The organism is Streptomyces sp. AN091965, assembly GCF_022698285.1.
Lineage (GTDB): Bacteria > Actinomycetota > Actinomycetes > Streptomycetales > Streptomycetaceae > Streptomyces.
This window is the reverse complement of sequence record NZ_JALDMY010000001.1, coordinates 1923531-1938769: the sequence shown is the minus strand read 5'-3', so window position 1 is coordinate 1938769 and position 15239 is coordinate 1923531. Positions and strand designations below refer to the sequence as shown.

The 15239-nt window shown below is 74.0% G+C and carries 16 protein-coding genes; 9 read left to right on the top strand and 7 right to left on the bottom strand.

Features of this window, described 5'->3' with window-relative positions; translation table 11 throughout:
- The 3 genes from MQV74_RS07620 to MQV74_RS07610 all read left to right on the top strand — a co-directional run bounded on the left by MQV74_RS07620 (window position 1) and on the right by MQV74_RS07610 (window position 2293).
- The gene (locus MQV74_RS07620; RefSeq protein ID WP_242715270.1) at window positions 1-804 is read left to right on the top strand and encodes a GNAT family N-acetyltransferase; all 804 of its coding nucleotides are present in this window, start codon (window positions 1-3) and stop codon (window positions 802-804) included.
- Window positions 801-1610, top strand: coding sequence for a lysophospholipid acyltransferase family protein (locus MQV74_RS07615; protein WP_242715269.1), 810 nt, complete (start codon window positions 801-803; stop codon window positions 1608-1610). Before MQV74_RS07620 ends, MQV74_RS07615 begins: the two co-directional genes overlap by 4 nt.
- Before the next feature lie 257 nt (window positions 1611-1867).
- On the top strand, window positions 1868-2293 hold the full coding sequence (locus MQV74_RS07610; RefSeq protein ID WP_242715268.1) for a hypothetical protein: 426 nt from the start codon (window positions 1868-1870) through the stop codon (window positions 2291-2293).
- Window positions 2294-2350: 57 nt separating this feature from the next.
- Here the strand turns inward: MQV74_RS07610 and MQV74_RS07605 are convergent, their stop codons facing one another.
- Entirely contained in the window at window positions 2351-3721 is a 1371-nt protein-coding gene (locus MQV74_RS07605; protein WP_242715267.1) for a hypothetical protein, read from the bottom strand.
- A gap of 215 nt (window positions 3722-3936) precedes the next feature.
- On the opposite strand from MQV74_RS07605, the gene MQV74_RS07600 reads away from it, so the two are divergent.
- A complete protein-coding gene (locus MQV74_RS07600) occupies window positions 3937-5247 on the top strand; it encodes a molybdopterin-dependent oxidoreductase (protein ID WP_242715266.1) in 1311 nt (436 codons plus the stop codon).
- Window positions 5248-5623: 376 nt separating this feature from the next.
- On the opposite strand, the gene MQV74_RS07595 is transcribed toward MQV74_RS07600, so the two are convergent.
- Genes MQV74_RS07595 through MQV74_RS07585 form a run of 3 tightly spaced genes read right to left on the bottom strand, consistent with a single transcriptional unit; the run spans window position 5624 to window position 7796 of the window.
- On the bottom strand, window positions 5624-6388 hold the full coding sequence (locus MQV74_RS07595; protein ID WP_242715265.1) for a class I SAM-dependent methyltransferase: 765 nt from the start codon (window positions 6386-6388) through the stop codon (window positions 5624-5626).
- Window positions 6385-7053 carry a TIGR04282 family arsenosugar biosynthesis glycosyltransferase gene (locus tag MQV74_RS07590; RefSeq protein WP_242715264.1) on the bottom strand — a complete coding sequence of 223 codons (669 nt, stop codon included), beginning with the start codon at window positions 7051-7053 and terminating at the stop codon, window positions 6385-6387. The genes MQV74_RS07595 and MQV74_RS07590 overlap by 4 nt, the downstream gene beginning before the upstream one ends.
- The gene (locus MQV74_RS07585; protein WP_242715263.1) at window positions 7050-7796 is read right to left on the bottom strand and encodes a glycosyltransferase family 2 protein; all 747 of its coding nucleotides are present in this window, start codon (window positions 7794-7796) and stop codon (window positions 7050-7052) included. The genes MQV74_RS07590 and MQV74_RS07585 overlap by 4 nt, the downstream gene beginning before the upstream one ends.
- Before the next feature lie 124 nt (window positions 7797-7920).
- Here MQV74_RS07585 and MQV74_RS07580 point away from each other — a divergent pair, with 124 nt between their 5' ends.
- Together MQV74_RS07580 and MQV74_RS07575 are read left to right on the top strand one after the other, a co-directional pair.
- Window positions 7921-8790: a response regulator transcription factor gene (locus MQV74_RS07580; protein ID WP_242715262.1), complete on the top strand. Its 870-nt coding sequence runs from the start codon at window positions 7921-7923 to the stop codon at window positions 8788-8790.
- A complete protein-coding gene (locus MQV74_RS07575; protein ID WP_242728531.1) occupies window positions 8787-9902 on the top strand; it encodes a sensor histidine kinase in 1116 nt (371 codons plus the stop codon). Before MQV74_RS07580 ends, MQV74_RS07575 begins: the two co-directional genes overlap by 4 nt.
- Window positions 9903-9931: 29 nt before the next feature.
- On the opposite strand, the gene MQV74_RS07570 is transcribed toward MQV74_RS07575, so the two are convergent.
- Window positions 9932-10981, bottom strand: a complete 1050-nt coding sequence (locus MQV74_RS07570; protein WP_242715261.1) for an NAD-dependent epimerase/dehydratase family protein — start codon at window positions 10979-10981, stop codon at window positions 9932-9934.
- A 300-nt stretch (window positions 10982-11281) separates the two neighbouring features.
- Here MQV74_RS07570 and MQV74_RS07565 point away from each other — a divergent pair, with 300 nt between their 5' ends.
- Complete coding sequence (locus tag MQV74_RS07565) at window positions 11282-11977, top strand: hypothetical protein (RefSeq protein WP_242715260.1); 696 nt, start codon at window positions 11282-11284, stop codon at window positions 11975-11977.
- A 135-nt stretch (window positions 11978-12112) separates the two neighbouring features.
- Window positions 12113-13201 (top strand): PucR family transcriptional regulator, encoded by a 1089-nt coding sequence (locus MQV74_RS07560; RefSeq protein ID WP_242715259.1) that lies wholly within the window; start codon window positions 12113-12115, stop codon window positions 13199-13201.
- Between the two features lie 12 nt (window positions 13202-13213).
- Here the strand turns inward: MQV74_RS07560 and MQV74_RS07555 are convergent, their stop codons facing one another.
- Window positions 13214-13633, bottom strand: coding sequence for a CoA-binding protein (locus MQV74_RS07555; RefSeq protein WP_242715258.1), 420 nt, complete (start codon window positions 13631-13633; stop codon window positions 13214-13216).
- A 531-nt stretch (window positions 13634-14164) separates the two neighbouring features.
- Between MQV74_RS07555 and MQV74_RS07550 the strand changes: the two genes are divergently transcribed.
- Entirely contained in the window at window positions 14165-15001 is an 837-nt protein-coding gene (locus MQV74_RS07550; RefSeq protein ID WP_242715257.1) for a helix-turn-helix domain-containing protein, read from the top strand.
- A gap of 17 nt (window positions 15002-15018) precedes the next feature.
- On the opposite strand, the gene MQV74_RS07545 is transcribed toward MQV74_RS07550, so the two are convergent.
- Window positions 15019-15231 carry a DUF397 domain-containing protein gene (locus MQV74_RS07545; RefSeq protein ID WP_242715256.1) on the bottom strand — a complete coding sequence of 71 codons (213 nt, stop codon included), beginning with the start codon at window positions 15229-15231 and terminating at the stop codon, window positions 15019-15021.
- Window positions 15232-15239 lie beyond the last annotated feature (8 nt).

Below are 15239 nucleotides of genomic sequence, written 5' to 3'. Positions count from 1 at the left end.
ATGCCCGCGACACCCACCACGCCCGCGACCCCGCCCGCATCGGCTCCCGGCCGGGCTTCCGGGGCCCGCCCCGCCTACGTCCCCTCCATCGCCCACTCCGAGGAGCAGATCCGCGCCGCCCAGCGCCTGCGCTTCCAGGTGTTCGGCGAAGAGCTGGGCGCCGCCCTCGACACGCCCCTGCCCGGCCACGACATCGACGCCTTCGACGCGCTCGCGGACCATTTGATCGTCACCGAGACCACGAGCGGCGCCGTCGTCGGCACCTACCGGCTCATCCCGCCCGGCCGCGGCGAGCTCTCCTACTCGGCGGGCGAGTTCGACCTGAGCGCCCTGGCCCCGCTGCGGCCCGCGACGATCGAGGCCGGGCGGTCCTGCGTCCACCCCGACCACCGCTCCGGCGCCGTGATCAACCTGATGTGGTCCGCGCTCGCCCGCTACGTCCTGCTCTCCGGCCACCGCTATCTGGCGGGCTGCGCCTCCGTGCCGCTGGCCGACGGCGGCACCGCGGCCGCGAGCGCCTGGCTGCTCGGCACCGCCAAGCACGCCTCGCCGCCCGAGCTGCGCGTCCACCCGCACCGGCCGTGGACACCGCCCGAGCAGCGCGCCGGACACCGGCCGACGTACGCCGACCTGCCGCCGCTGCTGCGCGGATACCTGCGCCTGGGGGCCTGGATGTGCGGGGCGCCCGCGCACGACCCCGACTTCGACTCCGCCGACTTCTTCGTGGTGCTCGACACCGAGCGGCTCAACGAGCGCCACCGCCGCTTCTTCCTCGGCGACGAGGGATCCCGGGGGTCCGTGTGAACCCCTGGTCCGTGGACGCGGGCTGTCCGCGGACCTGCGCCCTGCGGGCCGACTCCCGCGTGGGCGCCGTCGGGGCCGCGCGGCGGTACGCGGCGCTCGGGCACGAGCTCGGGCGGAGTCTGGCCCTCGGGGAGCGGCTCGCCGACGGCGACGCCGTACGGGTCCGGGCGCGGCGGGTGCTTGGGGCGCTCGGCGTGCGGCTCGACGCGGGGCCGGTGCCGCTGACCGTGCCCGGCGGGGGCGCGGGCACGCTGGTCGTCACCAACCACATCTCCTGGCTGGACGTGGTGGCGCTGCTCGCCGTCGAGCCCGTCGCCTTCGTCGCCAAGCGGGAGGTGGGCCGGTGGCCGGTCGTGGGGGCGCTCGCGCGGCGGCTCGGCACGCAGTTCATCGACCGCGAGGGCGGCCGCCGCGAACTCCCCCTGATGGTGGAGGAGCTGGCCAAGACCCTCGCCCAGGGGCGCTCCGTGCTCGTCTTCCCCCAGGCCACGACCTGGTGCTCCATCTCCGGCGGCCGGTTCCGGCGGGCGGCGTTCCAGGCGGCCGTGGACGCGGGGGCGGCGGTGCGCCCGGTGACCGTGGCGTACGAGGCGGGCGGGGCGGGCAGCACGACGGCGGCGTTCCTGGGCGACGAGGGGTTCGGGACGTCGCTGCGCAGGGTGGTGCGGGCACGGGGCCTGAGCGTGCGGGTCCTGGCGCACGCGCCGCTGTACGGGAGCGACCGCAAGGGCCTGGCCGAGGAGGCCTGGACCGCGGTCACGGGCTGTCCGCCGCTGCCGGGACTTCCGCGCGGCCCGGCGCACTAGGGGCACCTCGTGCGCCGCGCGCCTCACGGATGTCAGGCACAACGGCTTGAGGAAGGCGTAACTGCCCCCTCAATCATTCGCGCACCGATCATTCGGGAAGCCCCGCCGAGATCCGTCCGCAATGGCGGAATATTCCTCTGGCGGCACCGGCTGGTTGACGGCAGAATCACCATTCCAGTGACGTTCGATTCACTGTCCAGCTCACGTCGAGAATCAGCACAAGCAGCGTGCCGGAAAACACGACGAGAGGACGGTCGATGGACGCGATATCTCCAGCAGAAGGCACCTTCGCCCAGGCCCTGGCGACGCGGCCGCAGAGTGCCCTGATGACGGGCCAGTTCCGGATCAAGCTCTACTACCCGAGCGGTACGTTCAAGGGCTATCTGAACAGGAACGGTGACAACTGGGCCATCATCAGCCAGGACCCGCTGACCCTCGAATTCTACGAGTGGAACAGCGTGACCTACTACAAGATTCCAGGTGAGGGCCGGTATCTGTCGGTCAGCAACAACGGATACGCCGGCTTCTACAGCTGGTCCGGCGCATCGAGCTTCCGGCTCACCGACGACAAGGAACTCGTCTCGAACTACAACGAGAAGCGGGCCTCGTTCCGCAACGGCGAGCCGTGGGTCTTCTGCTGGGACGAGTACAACGTCTTCAAAGTGGAGTTCGAGAAAGTCTGACCCCGAAGGCTGACCGGGACGCCGAAGTCCGATCGGGTTCACCCGCCCGATCGGGGTTCACCAGCCCGTGAACAGCACGTGGTTGAGGGCCAGGGCGAGGACGGCCTGTCCCGCGAGCCAGAAGCGGCGACCGCGCTCGGGAAGGAGCGCTGTCGCCGCGAGCAGGAAGACGGCGAACGGCAGCCAGATGCGTTCGGTCTCCGCCTTGCTCATGCCCGAGACGTCCGCGACCGCCACCGCCAGGAGGGCCGCGAGGGCAAGCCCCGCGACGCGGTCCGCCGCCGTGGACGCGCCGGCCCGCCAACGGCGCACCGCGCCCGGTGAGGAACCCACCGTCCGGCGCAGCCCGGCCACCGTCGCGAGCCCCACGGTCAGGACCGTGCAGGCCGGATTGGCCCAGATCCAGTACCAGTAGGGGCGCACCCCGGCCGCACCCTGGTAGTAGCGCTCCACCAACAGGCGGTACGCCTCCCACCAGTCGAAGCCGAACGCGGTGAACACCGCCGGGACGACGAGCGCGCCCGCCACGAAGTACGGCAGCGGGCGGAGCGTCCCGGCCAGGACGAGGACACCGGCCACGATCACCGCGAAGAGCGTGAGGCCGTACGACAGATAGCAGAGCAGGCCGTAGAGGAGGCCCGCGGCGCAGGCGGCGAGGGCGGGGCGGCGGACCGTGCGCGTCGCGGCGAGCGCGAGCAGCGCCGTCAGCCAGGCGGCGACGGCCGCGAAGTAGCCGTCCGCCGACGCGCCCATCCACACGGCGGCCGGAGCGAGCACGAGGAACGGCGCCGCCCGGCGCGCGCTCGCCTCGTCCCCGAGGGCCTTCAGCGTGATCAGTACGGCGACGACGGCCGTGCTGCCCGCCGTGATGACGAACGCGGCCGCCCATCCGCCGCCGCCCAGACCGATCCGGTCGAGGAGGACGAAGGTGAGCGGGGCGGCGGGCGGATGGCCCGCCGTGTGCGCGGGCCAGTGGTACGCGCCCGGCTCCCCGAGCAGGATGTACTGGGTGTAGTCCCGCAGCGTCGCGGGGATGTCCGCGAAGCGGTCGATGACCTGGAGGTACTCGTACTTCGTGGTGAGCCGCCGCGCGACGCCCCGGTGCCAGCCGTCCACGAGCGCGAGCGACCAGATCCACGCCGTCGACGCCGCCCACGACGCGACGAGCAGCGCCCGCCACGGCAGGCGGGCCGCGAGCACCGGGCCGTGGCTGACGACGGCCACGGCGACGGCGAGCGCCGCCGGGGTGCCCGGCCCGATGTGCGGATCCCAGTCGGCGTACAGCGGCGGCCAGTTGACGTGCAGGCTGCCGTCGGAGCGTTCGACGGCCCGTCCGACCACGACGGCAGCGGTGACGAGGAGGGCGGCGAGCCCGGCGGCGAGCAGATCGCGGCGGAGGCCGGTGGTACGTCCTTCGGGGCGGTTCACGCTGGCACGCTAGGCCGCCGACGGCGCGCACGGGCCGCCGCGCCGCCCCCTGTCACGGAACCGTCAGATCTTCCGCCGCCCCGGTGTACTCCGTCCGGGCCCACCGCGATCCGTCAGCGTTTCGTCATGCGTCGCGGCCGCCCGGGGGCCGTCCGCCGGTCTTACGGTCGACGCGAGGCGACGGACCCGCGTCGCGCCGACCCCCGAGGACACCCATGGGCAAGCAGGCGAGGCCGCCGGCCACCAGGACCGCACGACAGGCGGTGGAGCGGGCGTCGACCGGCGTGTGGCGCAGCCCGCTGCGCGGCCCCTGGCTCACCTCCGTGCTCGGCGTGGTGCTCCTCGTCGGGATGACGCTGCTGTTCGTCACCGGGCTGCTGTCCTACGCCGCGTACAACCCCGGCCTGTCGCCCGTCAACGACAAGACGCCCGACAAGGGGCTCCTCGGCTTCTACCTCTTCCCCTGGCCGACCCGCCCGCGCTGGCTCTACCGCCTCACCCAGGGCCTGCACGTCACCGTCGGCATCGCGCTCGTACCGGTGCTGCTCGCCAAGCTGTGGTCGGTGCTCCCGAAGCTGTTCGAGCTGCCGCCCGTGCGGTCCCTGGGGCACGCCCTGGAACGCCTCTCGCTGCTGCTGCTCGTGGGCGGCGCCCTGTTCGAGTTCGCGACGGGCATCCTGAACGTGCAGCTGGACTACGTCTTCCCGGGCTCGTTCTACCCCTTGCACTTCTACGGGGCGTGGGTGTTCCTCGCCGGGTTCGTCGCGCACGCGGCACTGAAACTTCCGCGGACCGTACGGGTGTTGCGGGAGCGCGGCTTCCGCGCGCAGCTGCGGACGCACGACACGGAGCCCGACCGCGGCTCCGGGCTCGTCGCCGAGCGGCCCGCCGAGCCGACCGTGTCCCGGCGGGGCGCCCTCGGCCTGGTCGGCGGCGGCTCGCTGCTGCTGTTCGCGACGACCGCGGGGCAGAGCTTCGACGGCTGGCCGCGCGCCACGGCCCTGTTCGCGCCGCACGGCGGCCGCGACCCGGGCACCGGACCCGGCGCCTTCCAGGTCAACAAGACGGCCGCGGCGGTGGGCCTGGGGCGGCGGGACCTCGTCGACGGCTGGCGGCTCGACCTCGTGGGCCGGGGCCGCACCGTGCGCCTGACTCGCGCCGATCTGCTCGCCCTGCCGCAGCACCGCGCGGACCTGCCCATCGCGTGCGTGGAGGGCTGGTCGACGTCCGACCAGGCCTGGCAGGGCGTGCGGCTGCGCGACCTGGCCGCGCTTCTCGGGTACGGAGAGGGCGGGGACGGCCCGCCCGGCGTCCTCGTGGAGTCCTTGCAGACGCGCGGCGCCTTCCGCCGCGCCGCGCTGCGCGACAACCAGGTCCGCGACCCGCGCTCGCTGCTCGCCCTGCGCGTCAACGGCGCCGACCTGACCCCCGACCACGGCTACCCGGCACGCGTCATCGTGCCCGCCGCACCGGGCGTACTGAACACCAAGTGGGTGGCGCGGATGACCTTCGGGGAGCTGGTATGAGCCGGTCCGGGAAGCGTACGGGCAAGCCGACGGCCGGGCGGCCGGACGCGGGCCGCCGGTGGGCCGGGGCGGCGCGCCGCCGGTACGGGGCGGGCCCCTGCCACCTCCTGCTGCTGCTCGCCTCGTTCGCGCTCGCCGGGTACGCGGGGGTGCGGCTGCTGCGCGACGACTGGGCGGCGGTCGCGGTGTGGTTCGCCGGCGCCGCGCTGCTGCACGACCTCGTGCTCGCGCCGCTGTACGCGGCCGCCGACCGGGCGGTGACGGCCGCGCTGGGCGGGCGGCGCCGGAACCTGACCGCGTTCGTACGGGTCCCGGCGGCCCTGTCGCTGCTGCTCCTGCTGGTGTGGTACCCGCTGATCACCCGTCAGGTGCCGCGCTACGAACGGGTCACGGGGCTGTCCGGCGACGTGTTCCTGGCCCGCTGGCTGCTCGTCACGGCGGGCCTCTTCGCGGGCTCCGCGCTGTGGCTCGCGCTGCGGGCCGCGCGGCGCCGCAGGGCCACGAAGCAGCGCCCGTCGGCCGTCCACTGATCGGCCGGGCGCAGCCCCGCCGGGCGGGCGTGGCCGACCAGCGCGGCCGTGCCGAGCCGGGCCCACGGGAACGTACCGCCGGGCCCGGCGCGCCCCGTGCCGTCGTCGACGCGGACGCGGACCCGCTCGTCCACGTCGACAGGTGCCGCCTCGGCGATCAACAGGCCGCCCGGAGCGAGCAGTTCGGCGACGCGGGTGAGAAGCGCGGCCGGGTCGCCGCCGATGCCGACGTTGCCGTCCATCAGCAGCGCGGTGCCCCACCGGCCCTCGCCCGGCAGCGGGTCGAAGACCGACCGGCGCAGCGCGGAGCCGCCGAGGCGCAGCGTGTGCCGGACCGCCGCCTCGCTGACGTCGATGCCGAGCGCGCGGTGGCCTCCGGCGGCGAGCGCGGCGACCAGGCGGCCCGGGCCGCAGCCGATGTCGAGGACGGGTCCCGCGCAGCGGCGCAGCGCCGAGCGGTCGGCCGGGTCGGGCGCCGCGCACCAGCGCTCCACGTCGAGCGGGAGCAGCCAGCCGTCGGCCCGGCGCAGGAACAGCGGGCCGCGCCCGGCGCGCAGCGCCTCCTCGTACAGGTCGGCACCCCACGGTGTCGGCGGGACGACGGTGCTCATCGGCGGGCCGTCCCGTCGATCCGGGCCGGGCTGTCGATCCGCGCCAGCGCGGCGGCGAAGCGGGTGCCGGGGGCCAGCGCCGCGACACGGGCGGCGTCGGCGGCCGTGTCGACGTCCCGCAGCACCGCGAGGTCGCGCACGCGCAGGCCCGCCCCGGTGAGCCGGGCGCGCTGCGCGGCGCCGGTCGTCGGCGTGGACATGGGCACCCCGCGCAGCAGGTCCGGGTCGGGCTCGGCGAGCCCGAGGGCCCAGAACCCGCCGTCGGCGGCGGGCCCGAACCAGGCGTCGGCGTCCCGCCGGGCGTCGGCCGCGAGCGCGGGCGCGAGCAGCGCGGGCGTCACCTGCGGGGTGTCCATGCCGATGAGCACGGCGGGTCCCGCGCAGCCCGCGAACGCGGCGGCGAGGCGCGCGTCGAGCCCGCCCGCGGCCTGCGGCACCACCTCGATGCCGGGCGGCAGCCACGGTCCCGGTTCCCCGGCGAGCACGAGCACTCTGCGCCGTGCGGGAGCCGCGAGCACGGCGTCCAGGGTGTCGACGAGCGCGGCCTCGGCGAGCCGGGCGGCCTCCTGCGGTGTGTAGGGCGGGGTGAGCCGGGTCTTCACCGCGCCGGGAACGGGAGCCTTGGCGATGACCAGGAGCGTGGCGGGCCCCGTGCGCGCGGTCATCGCGTGCCCGCCGCGCGCGGGCCGCGCGGCCCGCGCGCGGCCGGGGGTTCGGCGAGGACGCGGCGCATGTCCCGCACCGCCTGCCAGGTGCCCCGCCAGGTGCCGGTGACCTTGGACGCGCCGACGCGCGGCAGATACGGCACGTCGCGCTCCTCGACCCGCAGCCCGGCGTCGGCGGCGCGCACCACCATCTGCAACGGGTAGCCGCTGCGCCGGTCGGTGAGCGCGAGGGACAGCAGGTCCGTGCGGCGCGCCGCCCTGAGCGGGCCCAGGTCGTGCAGGGCGAGGCCGGTGCGGCGGCGCAGCATCAGCGAGAGCGCGAGGTTGCCCGCGCGGGCGTGCGGCGGCCAGGCCCCGCGCGCCTGGGGCCGCCTGCGGCCCAGGACGAGGTCGGCGCGGCCCGCCGCGACGTCGCGGACGAACGGCACCAGCAGGCCCGGGTCCAGGGAGGCGTCGCAGTCGCAGAAGCACACGACGTCCGCGTCGGCGGCGGTGAGTCCGGCGTGGCAGGCGGCGCCGAAGCCGCGCCGGGGCTCGTGCACGACGGTCGCACCGAGCGCGCGGGCGATGTCCGCCGAGCCGTCCGTGGAGCCGTTGTCCACGACGATCGCGCGCCAGCCCGCTGGAACGCGGGCGAGCACCCACGGAAGCGCCGCGGCCTCGTCCAGACAGGGCAGCACGACGTCAGCGGGCGGAACGGGCCGCTCCGCCGGAGCCGGGAAGTCGGGGGAAGGGTGAGTCACGGCCCTCACCCTACGAAGCAGAAACGGACATTACGGACTTCAGGTCCTTACGAAACGCGGACGTCGGGGGTGGCGGACCCCGCGGCGGTCCGCGCCTGTGAGCACGTGGTGCGACGCTGGTGACATGCGGAACCCACCACCCGGCACCGGCGCGCGCGTCCTCGTCGTGGACGACGACCTGACCGTCGCCGAAGTCGTCACCGGCTACCTGGAGCGCGCCGGGTACGTCGTCGACCGTGCGGTCGACGGACCCGGCGCGCTCCTGGGCGCGGCGGCACGCGAGCCCGACCTCGTCGTCCTCGACCTGATGCTGCCCGGCATGGACGGCCTGGAGGTCTGCCGCCGCCTGCGGGCCCGCGGCCCCGTACCGGTGATCATGCTGACCGCGCGGGGCGACGAGGACGACCGCATCCTGGGACTGGAGATAGGGGCGGATGACTACGTGACCAAGCCGTTCAGCCCGCGCGAGCTGGTGCTGCGGGTCGAGTCGGTGCTCCGCCGCAGCCGCGCCGCCGACCCGGCGCCGCGACCGGGCACGCGGCTGCGCGCCGGGGCCCTCGCCCTCGACCCAGCGGCACGCCGCGCCACCAAGAACGGCACCGAACTCGCCCTGACCGTCCGCGAGTTCGACCTCCTCGCATACTTCCTGAGACACCCGGGCCGCGCCTTCGGCCGGGAGGAGCTGATGCGCGAGGTATGGGGCTGGGACTTCGGCGACCTGTCCACGGTCACGGTCCACGTCCGCAGACTGCGCGGCAAGGTGGAGGACGACCCCGGGGCACCGCGGCTGATCCAGACGGTGTGGGGGGTCGGATACCGGTTGGAAACGGGTGAGTCAGGTGAGCCTGCCGGGCCCGGTGAACCCGGTGGGCCGGGTGAGTTGGGTAACCCGAGGGATCCGGCAGCGCCAGGGGAGCCGGGCGGGTCGGGCGGGGCGGGGGCCCCGGGGGCGGTCGGGGGTTCCGTGTGCGGTGAAGGCGGTCCGTGCTCGTGACCGACATGCTGCTCATCGCCCTGTACGCCTTCCTCGGCGCGGTGGCCGCCGGGCTGCTCGGCGCCGGTGCGCTGCGGCTGCTGCGCCACCGTTCGCTCGTCGTGTCCCTGACCGTCGTCGTCGCGGTGGCTGTCACGGCCATGCTCGCCGGGACGCTCGCCGTCGCGTGGCAGATGTTCCTGTCCCCGCACGACCTGACCGTCGTCACCGTCGTCGTCGCCATGGCCTCCGTCGTGTCGTTCGCGACGGCCGTCCTGCTCGGCCGGTGGGTGGTCGCCCGCAGCAGGGACCTGGCGCGGGCGGCCCGCTCGTTCGGCACCGGCGGCAGCTTCGCCGCGCCCGCCGCGCCCACCACCGCCGAGCTCCTCGCGCTCACGCGGGAGCTGGAGCACACCAGCGCGCGCCTGGCCGAGTCCCGGGAGCGGGAACGGGCCCTGGAGAGCTCGCGCCGCGACCTCGTCGCCTGGATCTCGCACGACCTGCGCACCCCGCTCGCGGGCCTGCGCGCCATGGCCGAGGCCCTGGAGGACGGCGTCGCCGCCGAGCCCGACCGCTATCTGCGCCAGATCCGCACCGAGGTCGAGCGCCTCGACGGCATGGTGGGCGACCTGTTCGAACTCTCCCGCATCCACGCCGGGGCCCTCGCCCTCACGCGCGCGCGGATCTCCGTCTACGACCTGGTGGGCGATGCCCTGGCCGGGGCCGACCCGCTCGCGCGCGAGCACGGCGTACGCCTCGTGGGGCAGCGCATCGACGCCGTGCCGGTGGAGGTCGACAGCAAGGAGATGAGCAGGGTCCTCGGCAATCTGCTGATCAACGCGATCCGCAGGACGCCCGCGGACGGCACGGTCGCCGTCACGGCGGAGCGGTCCGACGACGGAGTCGTCCTGTCGGTGACGGACGAATGCGGCGGCATCCCGGAGGAGGACCTGGCGCGGGTCTTCGACATGGGCTGGCGGGGGACGCACGCCCGGACCCCACCGGCGGGCGCCGGGCTCGGCCTCGCCATCGTGCGCGGCATCGTCGAGGCCCACCGGGGCCGCGCGGCCGTGCGCAACGTCTCGGGCGGCTGCCGCTTCGAGGTGGTCCTGCCACCGGCCGGGGCGGTGTAGCGGGCCCGGCCGGTGGCCCGGCGAAGCGCCTACCGCAGCGGCGCCCCCGCGAACTCCCGCATCCCCGCCGCGAAGCCCGTCAGCGGCTTCCACCCGAGCTCCCGGCGCAGCCGGGCCGAGTCCGCCGTGATGTGCCGTACGTCGCCGAGCCGGTAGGCACCCGTGGTCACCGGGGCGGGCCCGCCGTGGGCCCGGGCGAGGGCCTCGGCCATCTCACCGACGGTGTGCGGCTCCCCGCTGCCGGTGTTGTACGCCGTGAGCGTCCCGGGCGCGCCGTCCGCCGCGGCCTCCACGGCGGTCGCCGCCGCCGACGCCACGTCCCGCACGTGGACGAAGTCCCGCAGCTGCCCGCCGTCCTCGAAGACCCGCGGCGCCTCACCCCGGGCGAGGGCGGACCGGAACAGGGACGCGACCCCGGCGTACGGGGTGTCGCGGGGCATGCCGGGCCCGTACACGTTGTGGTAGCGCAGCGACACCGCGCGGCCGCCGGTGGTCCGGGCCCAGGCGGCGCACAGGTGCTCCTGCTGGAGCTTCGTCGCCGCGTAGACGTTGCGCGGGTCGGCGGGGGCGTCCTCCGGGACCAGGCCCGGCGTCAAGTCGTCGCCGCACAGCGGGCAGAGGGGCTCGAAGCGGCCCGCCGCCAGGTCCGCCTCGGCGCGCGGCCCGGGCCGCACCACGCCGTGACGGGCGCAGGCGTACCGCCCCTCCCCGTAGATCACCATCGACCCGGCGAGCACCAGGCGCCGCACCCCGGCGCGGGCCGCCGCGGCGAGCAGCACGGCCGTGCCCAGGTCGTTGCAGCCGACGTACGCGGGCGCGTCCGCGAAATCCTTGCCGAGCCCCACCATCGCGGCCTGGTGGCAGACGGCGTCGACCCCGCGCAGCGCCTCCGTGACGGCCGCCTCGTCCCGTACGTCCGCGACGATCAGCCGCTCGCCGGGCCGGGCCGCGCGTGGCGGGCCCGAGTGCGCCGACGCCAGGAGCGCGTCGTAGGAGACGACGTCGTGGCCGCGTTCGAGCAGCGCCTCGACGAGGTGTGTTCCGATGAACCCGGCTCCGCCGGTGACCAGTACCCGCATGCCGTCCACGCTAGGCAGCCACGAGGGCCGCGGACCGGTATCACCGGCCCGTGTCACCACTCCGTAAGACCTCGCCCTCCGCGCCGCGACGTTGCCGTACCCCGGCCGTCAGGAGGACCCCGCCCGGCATCAAGAAAGCATAAAGATTGCCGGAAAATGGCAGTGCGCCGAGGCGTCCGGACAGGTCAGGATGGAGAGGCAGGAACGGGGGGCGAGGCCCGGGTGCCGGATCACGGAAACGAGGTCCGGCACCCGAGTGGGGACGGCCCCCGGATGACCACCGGTCAAGGGGGCGGGGGCATGGGGGATTTGCTGGGCGCGGTGGTGGGCTTTCCAGGGGTGGTGTTCACCTCGGCCCTGGCCGTCGTCGTGTGTTTCTGGCTGCTCGTGGCGGTGGGTGTCACCCGCGCGGACAGCTTCGACGAGGACGCCGACCTGGACGTCGTGGGGCTCGGGGGAGTGCCGGTGTCCGTGGCGGCCTCGCTGTTCACGCTGGGCGGATGGGTGACCGGTGTCGCCGGTTCGGTGGCGATGACGCGGGCCGGTCTGACGGGCATGGCGCACGCGGCGGTCGACCTGGGCCTGCTGCTCGCGTCCGCGGGCGTCGGCTGGGGCGTGACCCGGGTGCTCGCCCGCGCCCGCGCGCGGTGCTCCGCCGGCGCGCCGGGGCCCTCGCCCCGGGACCTCGTCGGCTCGGTGGGCAGGGTCCGCGCGGGCGGGGTGGGCGCGGATTCCGGCCAGGCCGAAATCGCCACGCGCGACGGCGCCGTGGTGGTCGTGGACGTGCGCCAGGACCCGTCCGGGACGGCAGCGGCCCTCGCTCCCGGCAGCGGCGCGGTGCTGTACGCGTACGACGAGTCCGGCGGCTTCTTCTGGGCGGCCCCGGCCGCGGTGACGCTGACCCCGGGGCCGCGCCCGCTGCACCCGCACCCGCACGAGCATGCACGGGAACGGTCCTCCGCGGGCCACGACTGGCCCTGCGCCGACTGCGCCTGAGCCCCTGTCATGCCGAGGTTTCCCCTGGTCAGTGGGTTGGGGGCGGAATCCGTCACCGCCCCACCCCCGTGCCTGCCGCCGCGCCCCCATGCGTTAGAAAGGCGGAGAGGTCCGAGCGGAAAACCGGGGGCGTACATGGCGGGGCAGGACATACCGGACGAATTCCTGGACGGCTATACGAGGCTGCTCGCCGACGCCTCCGCGACCGGGCGCGGCCTGACCCGCGACGAGCTGGACTCGCGCCGCGCCCTCGGCGAGCGCGCGGCCGACGCCGGCTACGGACTGCGCGCGCTGGTGGGCGCGCACCTGGCGCGGGCCCGGGCGTTCGGCGCCGCGCCCCGCGCGCACGGGGCGCCGGGAGCCGCGCCGCCCGTGTCCGCCGAGGCCGTCCTCGCCGCCGTCGAGCAGGCCGTCGACGCCTTCGCCGAGGGCTACGAACGCGCCCAGCGCCTGGCGATCCGTCAGGAGGAGGCAACGCGCCGGGAGTTCATCGACGACCTGCTGCACGGCCGGAGCGACTTCGGGCTGCTCGCCGAGCGCGCGGAGCGGTTCGGGCTGCGTCTGTCCCTCGCGCACGCGGTCGCCGTCGCCCAGGGCGACCGTGCCTACGAGGACGGCGACGACGCCCCGCGCGAGGTGGAGCGGGCGCTGACGGGCCGCTTCGGTGACCGCAGCCCGCTGCTCGCCACCAAGGACGGCCGTCTGGTCTGCGTGACCACGGCCGACCAGGAGGACGTCCTCGACTTCTTCGCCAAGCAGGCGCATGCCGCGACCGACGGCGGCCGCGTCGCCGTCGGCCGCCCGCAGCCGGGCGCGGGCGGCGTCGTCCAGTCGTACGAGGAAGCCCTGAGCGCCCTCGACCTCGCCGCGCGCCTCGGCCTGCCCGAGCCGGTCCTGCGCGCCGCCGACCTGCTCGTCTACCCCGTCCTGACCCGCGACCGGCAGGCGATGGCCGACCTGGTCCTGAACACCCTCGGCCCGCTGCGGGCGGCCAGGGGCGGCGCCGAACCGCTCATCGAGACCCTCGCCGTCTACTTCGACGCGGGCTGCGTGGCCGCGCAGGCCGCCCGCCGCCTCAGCCTGAGCGTGCGCGCCCTCACCTACCGCCTGGAGCGCATCCACCGCCTCACCGGGACCAACCCCGCCGACCCGATGCATCGCTACACCCTCCAGACAGCGGTGATCGGAGCACGCCTCCTCGGCTGGCCCGCGCGGGAGTTCTGACCCGGCAGGTGCTCAGTGCGGCGCGGGGCCGAGCCGCGGGATCTCGATGGCCGGGCACCGGTCCATCACCATGTCGACGCCCGCCGCCCGCGTCCGCTCGTACGCCGCCTCGTCGACGACGCCGAGCTGGAACCAGACCGCCTCGGCGCCGATGCCCACCGCCTCGTCGGCGACGGCCCCGGCGAGCTCGCTGTTCACGAAGACGTCCACGACGTCCACCTCGAAGGGGATCGCGTCCAGGGACGGATACCCCTTCTCCCCGTGCACCGTCTCCGCCTTCGGATGCACCGGCACGACCCGCTTGCCGAACCGCTGCAGCACCTCCGCGACGCCGTACGCCGCCCGCTCCTGGTTGGCGGAGAGCCCCACGACGGCCCAGGTGTCCCCGAGCCGGGTGAGGATCTTGCGGACCGCTGCCGAGTCGCCGTACACGTTTGGCCTCCTTGGAACTGGTGCAGGGGGTACTGCGCGGCACAACAGCGCGCGGGGCGTGGTGATTCCCCCCACCTGCCAGAAGGCGACTGCAACACGCTCAATTCCCTCGGAAGAAGGTACGTATCGCGTCGTGTGCGCGCTCCTCACTTCGGGGTGAATTCTGTAAGTGGAAACGATCGCCACAGTCGCATCATGAGCGGTCAGAAAACTCTTCCAACGCGACAGTCCGTGTTCCGGCCACGTCGTGTCTTGCCAACTGTTTTTGCGTGATGGCACGCTGTGCTATGAAGCACGATGGGCCCGTGCATGACGGAGGGCGGCAGAATCCCTAGACGCTTGGCGCGGTAGTGCATCCTGCTGTGGGCGATATGGATTGCTGGACAGAGGTGAGCGTGCAAGTCAGATGGTGCGATGGAGCGATGTGCAACTGTGCCAACCGTCACGATGTCCGATGGCCTGACGGCTGTACGAACGAAATTGACGTGCCGGATGTTGTCCCGGTGTCGACGCATCACCTGAGGAGCTGATGTGACAGTGGCAGAAAATCCGATGTACTCGCGGCAGCGGCTTGCGCAGCGCCTCAGGAGGGGGCGGGAGGATTCCGGTTTTACCCAGCAGCAGGTTGCGGAGTCGTTCGGTTGGAGTCCTTCGAAGGTGATCAGGATGGAGAGCGGGGCCAAGCCGGTGAGCGTTCCCGACGCCATGGCGCTGATGACCAAGTACGAGATCGTCGGGGAGGAGGCCGAGCGGCTCGTCCAGCTCGCCAGGGCGGCCCGCCAGCCGTCCTGGTACGCCGGCTACAAGGAGATCATGTCTCCGGAGTTCGAGGCGTTCCTCGCCTATGAGGAGTCCGCGTCGATCGTCCGGGACTTCGCCAGGAACGTGGTTCCCGGCCTGCTGCAGACGGAGGAGTACACCGAGGCCCTCCTGGAGTCGTTCGACGTGGCGGAGGACAAGCGGAGACTGCGTGTCGAGCTGCGCATGAAGCGGCAGAAGGTCTTGGACACCGATGCCAGCTTCTTCTACATCCTGGACGAGGCCGCGCTCCGCCGTCAGGTCGGGTCCGATACCACGATGCGGCAGCAGCGCGAGGCCCTGGCCGTGGCAAATGACCGGCCGAACGTCAAGGTGCTCTTCGTACCGTTCTCAGCCGGTGTGTATCCGCTCTTCCGGAGCCCCTACACAATTTTCGAGTTTCCGGACAGTGACGACCTGGTTGCCTACTTGGAGAAGCCGGAGACCGAGGAGCTGCTGAGCGAGAAGACGCCTCGGTCCGGCCGGAACAGTCCTTCCGACTACTTGGACGCGTTCTGGAGGGTGGAGCACTCGCTGGCGCGGGACATCGGCGAAGGAGGCTGGTGGTGAGGTTGCCGGGTGGAACTTCAGCCGTGTGGGGAAGGCATGCCGAGCAGGGAACTCACAAATGCGGCCCAGGCGTCCCCGCTGAACGCGATCTGACCGGATTCCGGTCGCCGGGAATCTCTGACGTGCATCTGCGATGCCCACAGCACCTCGACGCATCCGGATTGCTCGCTGCTGTAAGAGCTTTTCCGCCAGAACTTCCTTCTCTCAGGCCCCACGAACACCCCCGCCATTCCATGAA